We start from the raw sequence: 15,939 nt of genomic DNA on the forward strand, positions 1-15,939 counted from the left end.
TTGTCACTGTTACGCCGCAGTGCAGCGCGGTAATGCCGCGCCGGACCCATTCTTGCGCCTGCCCGCCAAAACACACAGGAATTCGATGCACACTCACGACCAGCCAAAGGCGCTGCCGCAGTCGACGCGCCTGCCTGCCCGCACGCAGCTTCGCTGGCTTGGGCTGGGTGTCATCGCGCTTGTCGTGATCGCGCTGCTGGTGATGCTGATCGCGCAGTTCACCCGCAGCACGCCGCCGGCGCCGCCGGTGACGCCGCCCGGCACCCTGCGCCTCTCGCGCGATCAGTTCGCCGCGTTGCAGACGATGCGCGTCGCGATCGGCGATTCGGATGCGCGCACGCTCGCGACCGGCGCGATCACCGTCGATGCCGATCACAGCACGCCGGTGCTGATGCCCTATTCGGGGCAGGTCGCGCAGGTGCTCGTCGATGCCGGGCAATATGTGAAACAGGGCCAGGCGCTGTTGATGGTGAAGACCGGCGATTTCGTCGATGCGCGCAACGGGCTGTTCTCGGCGCGGGCGGCGTACCAGACCGCGCAGGCGCAGCTCCAGGCCGCGCAGCGCACCACAGAGCGCCAGCAGCAGATCTATTCGACCGCCGGCGGCGCGCTGAAAGACTATCAGCAGGCACAGGCCGATCTCGCCGCCGCGCAGGCGACTGCGCGCACCGCCGCCGCCGCGCTCGGCGCGGCGCGCGACAAGCTCGCCATCCTTGGCAAGAGCCCGGCTGAGATCAACAAACTCGAAGGCGCGGGCGAAGTCTCGGGCATCCACGACATGACGACGCTGCACGCGCCGATCTCCGGCCTCGTCGCGACGCGCGACGTTTCGGTCGGGCAATATCTGTCGCAGGGCGGCGACAAGCCGGTGATGACCATCACCGATCCGTCGCGCGTTTGGCTGGTTGCGCAGATCGCCGAAAGCGATGCGAGCGCGGTGCATGTCGGCGATGCCGTGACGGTGACGACCCCGGCGCTGCCCGGCCGCATCTTCCACGCGACGATCAACCTCGTCGGTGCCGCGCTCGATCCCGATACGCACCGCCTGCCGGTGCGCGCCGCGATCCCCAACCCCGACGGCGCGCTGAAACCCCAGATGTTCGCGAGCTTCGCGATCCACCAGAGCGGCGCCGCGCAGGCGATCCGCGTCCCCGCCGCCGCCGTCATCCACGAGGGCGATTCGGCGCGCGTATGGGTGGTGCGCCCCGACGGGCTGCTCGCCGCGCGATCGGTGACGGCGGGTGAGGAGCAGGACGGATCGGTCGAGATCACCGCCGGCATCAAGCCGGGTGAGCGCATCGTCACCGCCGGCGCGCTGTTCGTCAACGAGGCGGGTCTCGGCGAATGAACCGTCTCGTTGCGATCGCGCTGCGGCAGCGGATGCTGATCGTCGGCATCTTCTGCGCCATGCTGCTGGCCGGGGTGATCGGCTTCCTCAACCTCAATATCGAGGCCTATCCCGATCCGGTTCCGCCGATGGTCGAGGTCATCACCCAGACGCACGGCCTGTCCGCCGAGGAGATGGAGCGCAACGTCACCATCCCGATCGAGGTCGGCATGGCGGGCATCCCGCATCTCACCGCGATCCGCGCGATCTCGCTGTTCGGCCTGTCCGACATCAAGCTGCAATTCAGCTATGATCTGACCAACGAGGACGCCAAGCAGCAGGTCATCAACCGGCTGTCGCAATTGCCGCCGCTCGCGGGTGGCGCGCAGCCGTCGCTGTCGCCGACCAGCCCGGTCGGCGAGATCTACCGCTACAAGATCACCGCGCCCAAGGGCTATTCGGTGATGGACCTGAAGACCTTGCAGGACTGGGTGCTGCAACGCCGCTTCAAGCGAATCCCCGGCGTGATCGACGTGACCGGCTGGGGTGGCAAGCTGCGCACCTATGACGTGGTGATCGACAGCGCGCGGCTCGCCGCGCACAACGCGACCATCTCGCAAGTGCTGACCGCGCTCTCCAAGAGCGACGGCAATGTCGGCGGACAGACCATCAACTTCGGCGCGCAGGCGGCGATCGTGCGCGGGGTCGGGCTGATCCAGTCGGCCTCGGCGATCGAGAACGTGCTGGTCGGCACGTCGGGCGGTCAGCCGATTCTCGTCAAGGACGTCGCGAACGTCCAGATCGGCAATGCGCCACGGCTCGGCATCGCCGGCTACAACGATCAGGACGACATCGTGCAGGGCATCGTGCTGATGCAGCGCGGCGCGCAGTCGATGCCGACGATTCAGGCGGTGCAGAAGGAAGTCGCCGACATCAACAGCTCGGGCATCCTGCCGCCGGGCGTCCAGCTCGAACGCATCTACGATCGTTCCGACCTGATCCATTTGACGATCCATACCGTGCTGGAGAACATGCTGGTCGGCATCGTGCTGATCTTCGTGTTGCAGGTGCTGTTCCTCGGCAATCTGCGCAGCGCGATCATCGTTGCGGCGACGATTCCGTTCGCGCTCGCCTTCGCGATCCTGATCCTCGTGCTTCAGGGCGAGAGCGCGAACCTCCTCTCGGTCGGCGCGCTCGATTTCGGGCTGGTGGTCGATGCCAGCGTCATCATGGTCGAGAACATCTTCCGCCACATGGTCGATCGTACCGCGCGTGTCGAAAGCGGGCATGGCCATTACACCACCGCAACGCGCTTCTCGGCGATCCTCGGTGCGAGTTCCGAGGTGAGCCGGGGCATCTTCTTCGCCGCCGCGATCATCATCGTCAGCTTCCTGCCGCTGTTCACGCTGACCGGCGTGGAAGGCCATATCTTCGGGCCGATGGCGAAGACCTATGCCTATGCCATCTCCGGCGGCCTGATCGCGACCTTCACCGTCGCGCCGGTGCTGTCGGCGATGTTGCTGCCCGACAAGCTCTCCGAAGTGGAGACGTGGATCGTCGCGCGACTGCGCCGCCTGTACGAACCCGCCGCCGCCTTCGCGCTCGGCAACCGCATCCTCGCGATTGGCGGCGCGGTGCTGCTGCTGGTCGTCGCGCTGATCGGCGGGCGTTCGCTCGGCATCGAGTTCTTGCCCCATCTCGAGGAGGGCAACATGTACATCCGCGCCAGCCTGCCGCCCTCGATCAGCCTCGAAGCTGGCGAACCGGTGGTGCAGGGCGTGCGCCGGATCATCATGAAATACCCTGAGGTCAACGCGGTGCTTTCCGCGCACGGCCGTCCCGACGACGGCACCGATGCGACCGGCTTCTTCAACGCCGAATTCTTCGTGCCGCTGAAGCCGTTTGACACCTGGCCGCGCGGCGTGACCAAGGACACTTTGATCGCCGAACTGTCGAAGAAGCTTTCGGACAAATACCCCGGCGTGGAATTCTCCTTCTCGCAGATCATCGAGGACAACGTCGAGGAGGCCGCCTCGGGCGTGAAGGGCGCCAATTCGATCAAGCTGTTCGGCCCCGATCTCGCCACGCTCGAAAAATATGCCGACCAGATCAAGAGCGAGATGGCCAAGGTGCAGGGCATCGCCGATCTCGGCGTGTTCCAGTCGCTCGGCCAGCCGACCGTGCAGGTCGATGTCGATCGCGGTGCCGCGGCGCGCTACGGTTTGACGCCCGACGACGTCAACCAGACCGTCGCCGCCGCGATCGGCGGTTCCTCGACCGCTGACCTGTACGAGAAAGGCACCGACCGCCACTTCCCGATCATGGTGCGGCTGAAGCCCGAGCAGCGCGATACCGTGGAGGCGATCCGCCGCATCACCATCGGCGCGGCGGCGCCGAGCGGCACCGGCATGATCCAGGTGCCCTTGTCCGAAATCGCCAACGTTCGGCTCACCTCCGGCGCGTCGTTCATCTACCGCGAGCATCAGGAACGCTACATCCCGATCAAATATTCGGTGCGCGGGCGCGATCTCGGCAGCGCGGTAGCGGAAGCGAAGTCGCGGATCGCGCGCAACGTCCATTTGCCGTCGGGCTATCATCTCGAATGGGCGGGCGAGCTCGACAATCTCAACAACGCCGTCGCCCGGCTGGAGATCGTCGTGCCGATCAGCCTGCTACTGATCCTGCTGCTGCTCTACGCCAATTTCGGCTCGATCCGTGACAGCCTGCTCGCCTTCTCGGCGATCCCGATGGCGGTGATCGGCGGCATCCTCGCGCTGGCGCTGTCGGGGACGCCGTTCAGCATCTCCGCCGCGATCGGCTTCGTCGCTTTGTTCGGGATCGCGGTGATGGACGGGATTCTCGTCGTGACAACCTACAACAATGCGATCGACGAGGGTGTCGATCGCGACGGATCGCTGGCGACGACGGTGTCGCACAGCCTGCGCCCGGTGGTGATGACCTGCCTCGTCGCCGCGATCGGCCTGTTGCCGGCGGCGATGTCGAGCGGGATCGGCAGCCAGGTGCAGAAGCCGCTTGCGCTGGTCGTGGTCGGCGGGATGACGCTGGCGCCGGTGCTGATCCTGCTGGTGCTGCCGGCGCTGATCGCGCGCTTCTCGCGGCGGGTGTCACCGCACGATCGCGGCGCGCATGGCCGCGATGTCGGGCATCACACACCGCCTGCGGGCGAAGGGGAGATGCCGGCATGACGCGTTCGCTCCTGATCGCCGCGTTGCTCGCCACCAGCGGCTGCGCGCTTGGCCCCAAAAACCTCGATCCGCACGCCGCATTGCCGCCGTCGCCCGCGCCCGAGACGATCCGCCCGGTGAGCGGCGCGGCGCAGACCGTCACCGCCGATGCACCGACCGGCGACTGGTGGCGCGATTTCGGCAGCGATCAGCTCGACGCGCTGGTGATAACCGCGCTCGCGCACAACACTGACATCCAGGTCGCCGAAGCGTCGCTACGTCAGGCGCAGGAGACGGGCCGGGCGACCGCCGGTGCGGTGTTGCCACAGGTCGATCTCAATTATCAGGCGCAGCGGACCCGCATTTCGCGCGACCTGTCACCCGCCGTCGCGGATTCGAACCAGTACCTCTACAGCCTCCACACCGCGCAGGTGACGGTCAGCTACGGGCTCGACCTGTTCGGCGCGACACGCTCGCGGATTCGTTCCGCACGCGCCGCCGCCGAGGTGCAGGCGCACAAGCGCGATGCCGCGCGCGCGACGGTGGTGGCGAACCTCGTCGCCGCCGTCATCCAGCGCGCCGCACTCGCCGACCAGATCGCCGCGACTGAGACCAGCATCGCCGTCAACCGCGACATCCTCGGCGCGTTGCAGCGGCGTCAGCAACTCGGCGAGGTCGGTGCCGCCGACGTCGCGACGCAGCAGACTGCGCTCGCCGCCGCCGAGGGCGCGTTGCCGCCGCTGGTGCGCGCTGAGCTTCACCAGCGTGTCGTGATCGGCAGCCTGATCGGCGTGCCAGCCGGGGCGGCCTTGCCTGATCTGCCGTCGCTGGCTTCGCTCGCGTTGCCGACACGGCTGCCGCTGGCCTTGCCGTCCGATCTGGTAACGCGGCGGCCCGATATCGGCGCGGCGCGCGCGCAGCTCGAAGGGGCGGGGGCCGATGTCGGCACCGCGATCGCGGCGCGCTTGCCGAGCATCCAGCTCAGCGCGAGTGCCGGTGGCGCAGCCGAAGCGTTCGGCACTATGTTCAAGGACGGCAATCCGTTCTGGGCGATCCTTGGCGGTGTGACGCAACCGCTGTTCCACGGTGGCGCGCTGCGCCACCAGCAACGCGCGGCGGAGGCTGCGCTCGACGGCGCCAAGGCGCAGTATCGCGCGACGGTGCTCCAGGCGTTCGGCGAAGTCTCCGATGCGTTGAGCGGGCTGCGCACGGATGCCGACGCGCTCGACGCGGCGACGCGCGCCAGCGACGCCTCGGGCCGTGCGCTGGGCTTCGCGCGACGCCAGCTCCAGCTCGGCAGCATCGGCACGCTTGCGCTGCTCAACGCCACCGCCGCCGACGCGCAGGCGCGCGCGCAACTCGTGCAGGCCCGCGCCGCGCGGCTGAGCGACACGGTCGCGCTGTTTCAGGCGGTCGGCAGCCGGGTGGGGGCGCAATAGCAGGTACGCGATCTCTGGCGCAGCGGCGAAAACCCGCTTAGCACGGCGCGGCCAGGCGGAACCGCGCCGGCCGTGAGGGGATGCCTGCCAATGATCGCACTACGCACCATTCTGGGGTTCGCACTGACCGCCTGCGCCGTACCGGTCGCCCACGCCGAATCCGTCGATTGTCCGCTTGCCCACGCACCCTATTCGGTGCGGACGCCGGTGATCGACCTGTTGCTCGACCCGCGCGCCAAGGCGGTGCTCGAGCGGGAGATCGGTCCGGCACTCGCCAAGCTGCCGCCGGGCTTCGGTTCGACCACGCCACCCACCTTCGCGACGATCATCTCGGTCAAGGAAGTGATGGGCTTTGCCGGCGCGCCGGACGTCGCGGCGACACTCGCCCGGCTCGATCCCGAATTGCGCGCGATCCCGATCACCCCGGCGGCGAGCCGCGCCCGCTGCGCGCGCTACGATCATGTCCCGCCCAAACTGCCCGCCACGCTCAAGCACCCCGCGCTGCTGGTGTTCGACAAGATCACCGGCTTTCGCGACACGCCCTCGGTCGATGCCGCCACCGCCGCGCTGAAGGCGATGGCGGCACGGCGCGGCTGGTCGCTGTCCTTCACCGATAAGGGCGCGGTGTTCAACCGGCGCGATCTGGCGCGGTTCGACGCGGTGATCTGGAACAACGTCAGCGGCGACGCGCTGACCGTGCCGCAGGAGAAGGCGTTTCAGGCCTATCTGGCGGGTGGCGGCGGGTTCGCCGGTTTCCACGGCGCAGCGGGCGACCCGTTTTACGTATGGGATTGGTATCCCGATACGCTGATCGGCGCGCGCTTCATCGGCCATCCCGGCAAGCCGCAATTCCAGCAGGCGCGCGTCGTCGTCGATGATCCGAAAAGCGCGATCACGCGCGGACTGGGCGACGGGTGGACGATGACCGAGGAATGGTATTCGTTCGCCAAGAGTCCACGCGGCCCCGGCACGCATGTCCTCGCGACGCTCGACGAAAAGACCTATGCGCCCGTCGGCTATGGCGGCGCGTCCCTGGCGATGGGCGATCACCCGATCGCCTGGACGCGCTGCATCGGCGGCGGGCGGTCATTCTATTCGGCGATCGGGCACCGGCCGGAAAACTACACCGAGCCGAACAGTGTGCGGCTGCTCGAACAGGGCATCGCCTGGTCCGCCGGGCTCGGCGAGACGACCTGTCGTGAAGGGCGCGAGATCGCGCGGTGATCTCTGGCGGGATGCCGCCGGTCGATACGGGGTTCGGCGCGACATGCGCCGGACAAAAAAAGGGCCGCCCCGAGGGGCGGCCTTTGAAAGTTTTAGGAGAGGATGCCTGAAAGGCACGCCCTCTTTGCGGCGAGACTGAAAATGCTGCAAGTGCGAACAAAGCAGCCCTGATTGCGTGGCGCGCATGTGCCCGATCCGGCCGGAATCCTTTAATTAACGTGTCGTTAACGAACTCTGGATACCCATTTTGGGGTTGGCGCTCGGCATGGTGCGTCGAGCCAGCACGAATGGCATCTACACCGGGGGAGAGAGCGGCCATGTTCGACCGTTGCAATGACAAAGCTTTAACCGTCGTGTCGATGTGCGACGACGTGCCCCCGGCGCCCGAACGCCGTAGCGAGGCCCGTAACCTGTCGATTCTCAAGGCCGCGATCTTGCGCTCCGCGCTCGGCGAGGAGCTGTGTCTGGTTCGCAACATCTCGCGCGGCGGGCTGATGGCGCATATCTTTTCCGAACTGGAGGTCGGCGATCCGGTCAAGATCGAGTTCCGCTCCTCGAAGATCGTGCGGGGCCGTGTCGTCTGGCGCCAACCGGAACTGATGGGCGTGCGTTTCAGCCAGTTCATCGACATCGCCGAAGTCCTGACCGAACCGAAGCCGCGATCCGGCCATGCCGCCCGTGCGCCGCGCGTCGCGGTCAACGTGCCGGCACGGCTGCGCTCGGGGGGACGCTATCAGGCCGCCGCGCTCGGCAACATCTCGCAGGGTGGCGCGCGGATCTATTTGAGCGAACCCGACCGGCTCGGCGACGATGTGGTCCTCTCGGTTGTCGGACTGCCCGTGCTCACCGGCTCAGTGCGGTGGCGCGACGATACATCCGCCGGCATCGTCTTCAGCGAGTTGCTCGCGTTCGAGGATGTGGGCCGCTGGATCTCCAGCCACAATATCGGCGTTCCGCCGCAGCTTGCGGAATAGCCGGCGCTACGCCGTGGCGCGGCGTGGCGCGCCACGCCCGCTCGTCACGAACAACCCCGAGGCGATCAGCCCGAACACGCCGGCGATGACGAACGCAGGCAGGTATGTGCCGGTCGCCTCGCGGATCGCGCCCGCGCCGAATGCGGCGGTCGCCGCGCCGAGTTGGTGGCCGACCAAGATCCAGCCGAACATCACCGGCGCGTCGCGCTCGCCGAACGCCTGGTTGGAGAGCTTGACGGTGGGCGGCACGGTCGCGATCCAGTCGAGTCCGTAGAACACCGCGAAGATCGTGAGGCTGAGCGCGGAGAAATCAATGAACGGCAGCGCGATCAGCGACGCTCCGCGCAGGCCGTAATAGACCATCAGCAGCTTCCTGGGATCGTAGCGGTCAGTCAGCCAGCCCGACGCGGTCGTGCCGATCAGATCGAACACGCCCATCATCGACAGCAGCCCCGCCGCCGCCACCGGCGCGATGCCGTGGTCGCCGCAGAACGCGATCATGTGCGTGCCGATCAGCCCGTTGGTGGTCAGCCCGCACACGAAGAAGGTGCTGAACAGCAGCCAGAACACGGGATTGCGGCTGGCGCGGAACAGCGCCTCGAACGCGAGCATGGGCGTCGCCGCCTGTTTCAGCGCGGGTGGCGTGGTCGGCTCGGCTTCCCCGAAGCGGCCGGTGCCGACATCGCCGGGATGTTCGGGGATCAGCAGCCATACCAGCGGCACCAGCGCGAGCGCGGCGACGCTCACCGCCGTCGCTACCGGCTTCCAGTCGCCCGCGCTCGACAGCCAGGCCAGCACGGGCAGGAACACCAACGCGCCGGTCGCGGTACTCGCGCTCAGCATGCCCATGACGAGGCCCTGGCGCGTCGCGAACCAGCGGTTGACCACCGCCGCACCCAGCACCGAGGCGACCGCGCCGCTGCCGATGCCGGATACCACGCCCCAGCTCAGCACATACTGCCACGCCTCGGTCATCCTGAGGCTCGCGATCGTCGCCGCAGCCATCAGCGCGAGGCCGCCGAGCATCGTCCGGCGGATGCCGATGGTTTGCATCAGCGCGGCTGCGAACGGCCCGACCAACCCGTAGAAGACAATGCCGATCGCCGCCGAGGCCGAGATCGTCGCGCGATCCCAGCCGAAGTGCATTTCCAGCGGCACCATCATCACGCCCGGCGCGGAGCGTAAGCCCGCCGAGACGAGCAGCGCGAGGAACGTCACCGCGACGACGACATAGGCATAGCAGCGCGGCGGGATACGCAGGATCATGCATCCGTCCCCTGCGCGAGCGTGGACAGATGCGCGAGCGAGGATTCGAGCGCGGCCCATTGCTCGGCTCCGAACGTGCCGATCAGGCGCGTCTGCATCGCTTCCCACGGCACGCGCGCGCGTGCCATCGCCTCGTGCCCGCTCTCGGTGAGGGTGACGGACTTGGCGCGCGCGCCGGCATCGGAAATCCTGAGCCAGTCGAACTGCTCGAGCGGCGCCAGCGCACGGTAGAGTGAGGTGCGCTCCATCACCAGAGCCTCGGCCAGCCGGCTGAGTGCGATCGTCCCGCACCGCGCGACATTGCGCAGGATCGCGAATTGCGTGATCGTCATGCCGGTTGGCGCCAGCGCCTCGTCATACAGGCGCGTGACGGCGCGGTTCGCCTTGCGGAGCGTGGTACAGGCGCAAGCGGGATCGGGTGCGGTGGCCATTCTGATGATGTATATGCATCATCGAAATCGCGTCAACCGGACATATCAAAATCCTCCCCCGCCAGCGCAGGGGAGGACTTGAGTATTGGCAAATCCTCGGCGCGTTGCCTCAGAAATTGACGCTGATCGTACCGAACACCTGGCGCGGGGCGACCGGGAATTCGTTGAACGTGCCAGACGCCGCGCCGATGCTGAGCGTGGACGCGCCCTTCTGGTTGGTGATGTTGGTGACGTTCAGGCTCAGGTTGAGCTTCTTCACGAACATCGCGTCGTTCAGCGGCACGGCCACGCCGATCCGTCCGGCCAGCGTGAAGTAGCCCGGCACCGAGAGATCGTTGGTGAAGGTCGCGAAACGGCGGCCGAGATAGTCGCCGGTGAACTGCACGTCGAACATGCCGTAATTGGCCGACACGATGGTCTTGTTGAGCCATTTCGGCGAGCCGGGCACCTGCTTGTCCGCAGTCGGCACCACGACCGCCGGAACGCCGACCGAATAGTTCTGCTGGTACTTGGAGTCATTGTACGAGACGGCGTTGTAGATCGAGAAATGCGATCCGAAATGCAGCGTCGCCGCGAAATCGACGCCGTTGGTTTTCACGTCGCCGACGTTCTGGACGATCGCCGCGCCGCTGATGATCGACGTGATCACCGTGGTCGGGCTGAGCGCGAGCAGGCGGTTGCTGAAATCGACGTGATAATAGCTGATCTGGCCTTCGAAGGCGGTGATCGGCCCCAGCGAGACCGAATGCTGCGAACGCGCGCCGATTTCGTAGGTCCAGCTCGTCTCGGGCTTCACGGTCGCCTTGAAATCCTCGAACACCGGCTGGCTGCCGAGTGCGAAGGGTGACAGGCCGGTGGCGGCGCTGGTCGGGAACTGGCGGATGTTCTGCTGCGCGTTGACGAAGAACTGGTCGTGCTCGGTGACGGCCCAGGTCGCGCCGATTTCGGGCAGGAACGCCTTGTCGGTGTTGATGCGACCGACCGGCAGCGCGGTCGAGTTCGAGAACGAGCCAGCGATCGGCTGGACCGGAACCTCCTGGCGCGCCTTCTGGAAGGTGCTCTTGAAGCCGGCCAGCACGGTCACGCTCGGCAGGATGTGCCAGGTATCCTGGATGTGCGTCTGGATCTCGTCGACGGTGATGCGGCTGCCATATTGCGTGATGAGCGGCGCGGCCTGATCATAGGGGCGGGTGTAGGGCGACGACGGGTTGTTGACGTCGAGCGCGTACCAGCGCCGGAACGCCGACGAGCTTTGCCGCTCGTACCAGCCGCCCAGCTCGATCTCATGGTTGCCGAGGTGCGCGCTCAGCGTCGAGAGGATGCCACCGCGATCGATCTGATATTCGGTGGTGCGCGACGCGAGGCCCGAGCCGCCGAAGATCGTCGAAAGCCGCGCGAGGTTCGCGGGCGAGGTCGCGGTGCTGCCGGTAGCGCCAGGATAATAAAACGAGAACAGCCCCGGCAGGCCGGCGACGTCGATCGGCCCGGCCACCACGCCGACGCCGTCGTTATGATGCGCGTAGGCCTGGTTGCTCCAGGTGACGCGGTCGCTGACGTGCCAATCGTATTTGGCATAAGCGAGATAATCGGTGCGCTGCGCATCCGAATAATAATTGCGGTAGTTCGAGCCAGCCGCCTTGTACGCGCCGGAATTGAGATAGGTCTGCATGCCCGCGAAATCGGGGTAGAAGAACGGGCGCGCATACGGTGCGGTCGCGCGGTTGGCAGGCGTGATGACGGTCGCGTCCTCGTTCGGCTCGGTCTTGTCCGAGTAAGCGGCGTAGATCGTAAACTTGCCGGTGGCGTCGTCGTGGACGAACTTGCCGTTGGCCTGATAGCCGCCCTGATGGCCGTTGAAATCCCACGCGCGCGAATCCTGCCGCACGCCCGAGAGGTAGAAGGCACTGCCCGCGCCGAGATCGCCGCTGTCGATGCGGACGAAGGTGCGATAGGTGTTGTAGCTGCCGAAGGTCTGCGCGATCGTGCCGCCCATCTCGGGCTTGGGATCGCTTGAGAACGTGTCGATCGTGCCGCCCAGATTGCTGGTCGATGCGGTGCCGAGATCGCCCGCGCCGCTCGCCAGCGTGACACGCCCGACGTTCTCCGAGATGATCGCGCGCTGCGGCGACAGGCCGTTGTAATTGCCATAGGTCTGGTCGCCGAGCGGAATGCCGTCGAGCGTGTAGCCGAGCTGCTGTGCGTTGAAGCCGTGGATGAACAGCGAGATGTTCTGCTCATTGTTGCCCCACGGATCGGCGGTGAGGAAGGTGACGCCGGGCAGCGTCTGGATCGCCTTCAGCGGGTTGATGCCGGGCAATTGCTTCTGGATCTGCATACCGTCCATCTCGACCACCGAGCGCGTGCGGCGGCCGGTGACGACGATCGACTCGGCATCGCCTTCAGGCGCTGCGGCATCGGCGGGCGCTGCCGCCGGGGCGGGCGCGGCATCGGCGGCGTGCGCGGCGACGGGGGCGGCGCTGGCGATCCCCGTGGCCAGCGCGATCAGCGAAATCAAACCCGTCTTCATTCTTTTTTCCCTTTTTGCGGCACTGCAACAAAGGGGGCGCGTAGAGACGATGGAAGACGGGGTGGTGTCAGATATGTTTCAGATTTGTGTTATCGGCGAATGCGGGACCCTGTCATGTTTTTGCATCAGCGGCGTCGGTCACCATCGCGCCCATCGTCACATAATCGGTCTTGCCCGTGCCCAGCACCGGCAGCGCCTCGACCACGCGGATGTCGCGCGGGATCGCCAGTTCGGCGATACCGTTCGCGCGGCCCCAGGCTTGTAGATCCGCCGCTTTGGCATCCTTCTGTGTTGTGAACAGCACGAGCTGTTCGCCCTTCTTCGCATCGGGCCGTGTCACCACGCCATGTTGCGCCTCGGGCCAGAGTTGCGCCGCATAGCCTTCCACCGCCGGCAGCGAGACCATCTCGCCGCCGATCTTGGCGAAGCGCTTGGCGCGGCCCTTGATGCTGACGAAGCCGGCATCGTCGATCTCGACGATATCGCCGGTGTCGTGCCAGCCACCCTCGGGCGGTTGCAACACGCCGGGCTGGTCGGCCTTGAGATAGCCCGCCATCACGTTCGGCCCGCGGATCGAAAGCTTGCCGCCGCCGTCGATGCCCGGAACCGCGTCGAGTTGCCTCTCGATACCGGGCAACAGCCGCCCGACGCTGCCGGTCTTGAAGTGCATCGGCGTGTTGACCGCGATCACCGGCCCGGCCTCGGTTGCGCCATAACCTTCGAGGATGCGCAGGCCGAACTTCTCCATCCACGCCTTGCGGGTCTCGTCCTTCACGCGTTCGGCGCCGGCGACGACGTAGCGCACCGCGTAGAAGTCGTACGTGTGCGCCATCCGCGCATAGCCCGCGAGGAACGTGTCGGTGCCGAACAGGATCGTCGCGTTCGCATCATAAGCGAGCGCGGGCACGATCCGGTAGTGGAGCGGGTTGGGGTATAACAGGGTTTTCACCCCCGACAGCACGGGCAGCAGCACGCCGCCGGTCAGCCCGAAGCTGTGGAACACCGGCAGCGCGTTGAGCACCATGTCCGACCCGTTGAAATCGATCCGCGCCGCGATCTGCGCGCAATTGGCGAGCAGGTTGCGGTGGGTCAGCACGACACCCTTGGGCAGCCCTTCGGAACCGCTCGTGAACAGGATCACCGCCGGCGATGTCGGCGCGATCTTGCGGCGGGCGTGGAGGTGCGCGGCGAATCGCGTCGCGACCAGCGCACGCAGCTTGGCGCCGAGGCCGATCTCGGCGGAGACGTCCTCCAGATAGCGCACCGCAATGCCTTCGGCGGTCAGCCCCTCGACCACCGCCGCCAGCTTCGCTTGTTCGACGAAGGCGCGCGCCGTCACGACCGTCCGCACCTCGGCGGCGGCACACGCCGCCTTCAGGTTGGCGAGACCGGCGGTGTAGTTGAGCATCGCCGGCACGCGTCCGGTCGCCTGCAAGCCGAAGAACGTCACCACCACCGCCGAGACGTTGGGCAGCAACACGCCGATCGCCTCGCCCGGCCGGGTGCCGGGTTCGAGCGCACGCCCGAGCGCGAGGCTGCCGGTGACGAGCCGTGCGTAGGTGAGGGGAGTGCGCTTCACATCCTCGATCACCGGCTTGCTCGCACCGCCGAGATGGCTGGCATCGACCAGCGCTTCGAACAGGGTACGGTCGATATGCGACGTCGCGAAGATCATCGCGCTCATCTCGTCATAAAGTTGCCGCCCGGTCGCGGCGCGGCGCTGGCGTGCGGTCATTGTCCCTTCGACGTGGAAATGGCGGGGCGGCAATACGGTGAGCGTGATCTTGGGGAACAGCCGCGTCCGCACCTTGCCGCGTAGATACGAGAACGGCGTGAACTGCGCGCCCTCGATCCGCACCGGCACGATCGGCGCATCGGCCTTGTCGGCGACCATGCCGGGGCCGTCGAACACCTTCATCAGCGCGCCCGTCACCGTGATGCGGCCTTCGGGAAAGATGACGAGCGTATTGCCTTCCTTCACCGCGCGCACCATCGCCTTGGCCGACATCGGGTTGGTCGGATCGACCGGAAACGCCCGGAACAGCTTCAGCGCGGGCGCCATCCACCAGCGTTTGGTGACGGCGGTATGCACCGCGAACACTGGCTTGCCGGGTAGGAACACCGCGAGCAGCAACCCGTCGAGCCACGACACATGGTTGACCACCACCACCGCGCGCTCGCCGGGCTGGGGCATGTTGTCCGCGCCATCGACCTCGACGCGATACAGCAAGGTCAGCAGCCCGCGCATCACCGCCTTGATGACCGTTTCGGGCAGCAGCCAGCACGAGATCAGCGCCACAGCCAATGTCGCGAAGCCCAGCGCGCCGATCACGCCCGAAACGGTTGTGCCGCTCGCCTGCAACCCTGCGACCGCCGCCACCACCGTCACCGTGACGGCGGCGTTGAGGATGTTGTTGGCGGCGATGATCCGCGAGCGTTCCTCGGGCGGGCTCGCCGTCTGGAGGATCGCGTACAGCGGCACGATGAACATGCCCCCCGCGAACGAAATGCCGGCGAGATCGAGCAGCACCCGCCACGCGCCTTCGCTGCGCACGAAGGTCAGCATGCCGGGGTTGGGGGCATGGACGACATAGGCCGAGGTCGACAGCCACAGATCGATCATGAACCCGGCCATCATCAGCGCCGCCACCGGCACGTAGCGCGCCGAGACTTCGCCCGCGAGCAGCCGGTTGACGAACAGCGAGCCGAGCGCGACCGCGATCGAGAAGGTCAGCAGGAACAACGTCACCACCGGCGACGCGCCGCCGAGCCGCCCGGTCACCAGCGCGGGGAATTGTGAGACGAGAATCGCGCCGACCGCGAAGAACCAGCTTATCCCGAGGATGCACAGCCACACGCCTTCGCCGTCATGCGCGGTCTTGAGGACATGCCAGGTGCTCTTGAAGGGATTGCGCTCGATCCGCACGTCGGTGCGGACCGGCGGCGCGGGCGCGATGCCGAAGCTGGCGAGCAGCCCGCACACCGCCAGCGCGGTCGCGATCATGCCCGCTTCCCACGGCGGCACCACGCCCGCGAGCAACTGCCCGCCGAGGATGGCGAGGAAGGTGCCCGCCTCGATCACGCCGGTCGCGCCCATGATCTCGTGGGGGCTGAGCTGCTGCGGCATGATCGAATATTTGACCGGGCCAAACAACGTCGAATGGCAGCCCATCATGAACAGCGCGACCAACAGCAGCGGCACCGACTGGAACCAGAACCCGGCGAGGCCGATCGCCATGAACCCGATCTCGGCGGTCTTCACCAGCCGGATCAGCTTGGCCTTGTCCCACGCGTCGGCGATCTGCCCGCCCAGCGCCGAGAACAGGAAATAGGGGAGGATGAAGATGCCGGTCGCGATCGTCGCGAGCATCTCCGCTTTCTCGGGATGCCCCGTGTACAGCGTGAAGTTGGCGAGGAACAGCATCGCGAACTTGAGGACGTTGTCATTGAACGCCCCCAGGAACTGGACGACGAACAGCGGGCCGAAGCGGCGCTTGGCGAGGAGCGAGAAATCGGGTGCCGACATTGTCATCTCCGAACGGAACGGATGCGCATTGGTTGCCTGC

The 15,939-nt window shown here is 66.8% G+C and carries 9 protein-coding genes; 5 read left to right on the forward strand and 4 right to left on the reverse strand.

What is annotated here, in order from left to right; all coding sequences use genetic code 11:
• Positions 1–85: 85 nt before the first annotated feature.
• The 5 genes from EWE75_RS16350 to EWE75_RS16370 all read left to right on the forward strand — a co-directional run bounded on the left by EWE75_RS16350 (position 86) and on the right by EWE75_RS16370 (position 8,149).
• Positions 86–1,348: an efflux RND transporter periplasmic adaptor subunit gene (locus tag EWE75_RS16350; RefSeq protein ID WP_130159176.1), complete on the forward strand. Its 1,263-nt coding sequence runs from the start codon at positions 86–88 to the stop codon at positions 1,346–1,348.
• Complete coding sequence (locus EWE75_RS16355) at positions 1,345–4,533, forward strand: efflux RND transporter permease subunit (RefSeq protein WP_130159177.1); 3,189 nt, start codon at positions 1,345–1,347, stop codon at positions 4,531–4,533. The genes EWE75_RS16350 and EWE75_RS16355 overlap by 4 nt, the downstream gene beginning before the upstream one ends.
• On the forward strand, positions 4,530–5,951 hold the full coding sequence (locus EWE75_RS16360) for an efflux transporter outer membrane subunit (RefSeq protein WP_130159178.1): 1,422 nt from the start codon (positions 4,530–4,532) through the stop codon (positions 5,949–5,951). The genes EWE75_RS16355 and EWE75_RS16360 overlap by 4 nt, the downstream gene beginning before the upstream one ends.
• A gap of 90 nt (positions 5,952–6,041) precedes the next feature.
• Positions 6,042–7,175, forward strand: a complete 1,134-nt coding sequence (locus EWE75_RS16365; RefSeq protein WP_130159179.1) for a ThuA domain-containing protein — start codon at positions 6,042–6,044, stop codon at positions 7,173–7,175.
• 317 nt (positions 7,176–7,492) lie between these two features.
• On the forward strand, positions 7,493–8,149 hold the full coding sequence (locus tag EWE75_RS16370) for a PilZ domain-containing protein (protein ID WP_165388421.1): 657 nt from the start codon (positions 7,493–7,495) through the stop codon (positions 8,147–8,149).
• Positions 8,150–8,155: 6 nt separating this feature from the next.
• Here EWE75_RS16370 and EWE75_RS16375 read toward each other — a convergent pair whose 3' ends face one another.
• The 4 genes from EWE75_RS16375 to EWE75_RS16390 all read right to left on the reverse strand — a co-directional run bounded on the left by EWE75_RS16375 (position 8,156) and on the right by EWE75_RS16390 (position 15,899).
• Complete coding sequence (locus EWE75_RS16375) at positions 8,156–9,415, reverse strand: MFS transporter (RefSeq protein WP_130159181.1); 1,260 nt, start codon at positions 9,413–9,415, stop codon at positions 8,156–8,158.
• Positions 9,412–9,846, reverse strand: coding sequence for a MarR family winged helix-turn-helix transcriptional regulator (locus tag EWE75_RS16380; RefSeq protein ID WP_130159182.1), 435 nt, complete (start codon positions 9,844–9,846; stop codon positions 9,412–9,414). The genes EWE75_RS16375 and EWE75_RS16380 overlap by 4 nt, the downstream gene beginning before the upstream one ends.
• 109 nt (positions 9,847–9,955) lie before the next feature.
• Complete coding sequence (locus tag EWE75_RS16385) at positions 9,956–12,373, reverse strand: TonB-dependent receptor (RefSeq protein ID WP_130159183.1); 2,418 nt, start codon at positions 12,371–12,373, stop codon at positions 9,956–9,958.
• Positions 12,374–12,485: 112 nt separating this feature from the next.
• Positions 12,486–15,899 carry an acyl-[ACP]--phospholipid O-acyltransferase gene (locus EWE75_RS16390; RefSeq protein ID WP_130159184.1) on the reverse strand — a complete coding sequence of 1,138 codons (3,414 nt, stop codon included), beginning with the start codon at positions 15,897–15,899 and terminating at the stop codon, positions 12,486–12,488.
• Positions 15,900–15,939: the final 40 nt, after the last annotated feature.

This window comes from Sphingomonas populi (genome assembly GCF_004208535.1).
Lineage (GTDB): Bacteria > Pseudomonadota > Alphaproteobacteria > Sphingomonadales > Sphingomonadaceae > Sphingomonas > Sphingomonas populi.

Coding starts and splice junctions, on each gene's coding strand:
- EWE75_RS16370 (WP_165388421.1), top strand. CDS start 7,493: ATGTTCGACCGTTGCAATGACAAAGCTTTAACCGTCGTGTCGATGTGC.
- EWE75_RS16360 (WP_130159178.1), top strand. CDS start 4,530: ATGACGCGTTCGCTCCTGATCGCCGCGTTGCTCGCCACCAGCGGCTGC.
- EWE75_RS16375 (WP_130159181.1), bottom strand. CDS start 9,415: ATGATCCTGCGTATCCCGCCGCGCTGCTATGCCTATGTCGTCGTCGCG.
- EWE75_RS16385 (WP_130159183.1), bottom strand. CDS start 12,373: ATGAAGACGGGTTTGATTTCGCTGATCGCGCTGGCCACGGGGATCGCC.
- EWE75_RS16350 (WP_130159176.1), top strand. CDS start 86: ATGCACACTCACGACCAGCCAAAGGCGCTGCCGCAGTCGACGCGCCTG.
- EWE75_RS16390 (WP_130159184.1), bottom strand. CDS start 15,899: ATGTCGGCACCCGATTTCTCGCTCCTCGCCAAGCGCCGCTTCGGCCCG.
- EWE75_RS16355 (WP_130159177.1), top strand. CDS start 1,345: ATGAACCGTCTCGTTGCGATCGCGCTGCGGCAGCGGATGCTGATCGTC.
- EWE75_RS16380 (WP_130159182.1), bottom strand. CDS start 9,846: ATGGCCACCGCACCCGATCCCGCTTGCGCCTGTACCACGCTCCGCAAG.
- EWE75_RS16365 (WP_130159179.1), top strand. CDS start 6,042: ATGATCGCACTACGCACCATTCTGGGGTTCGCACTGACCGCCTGCGCC.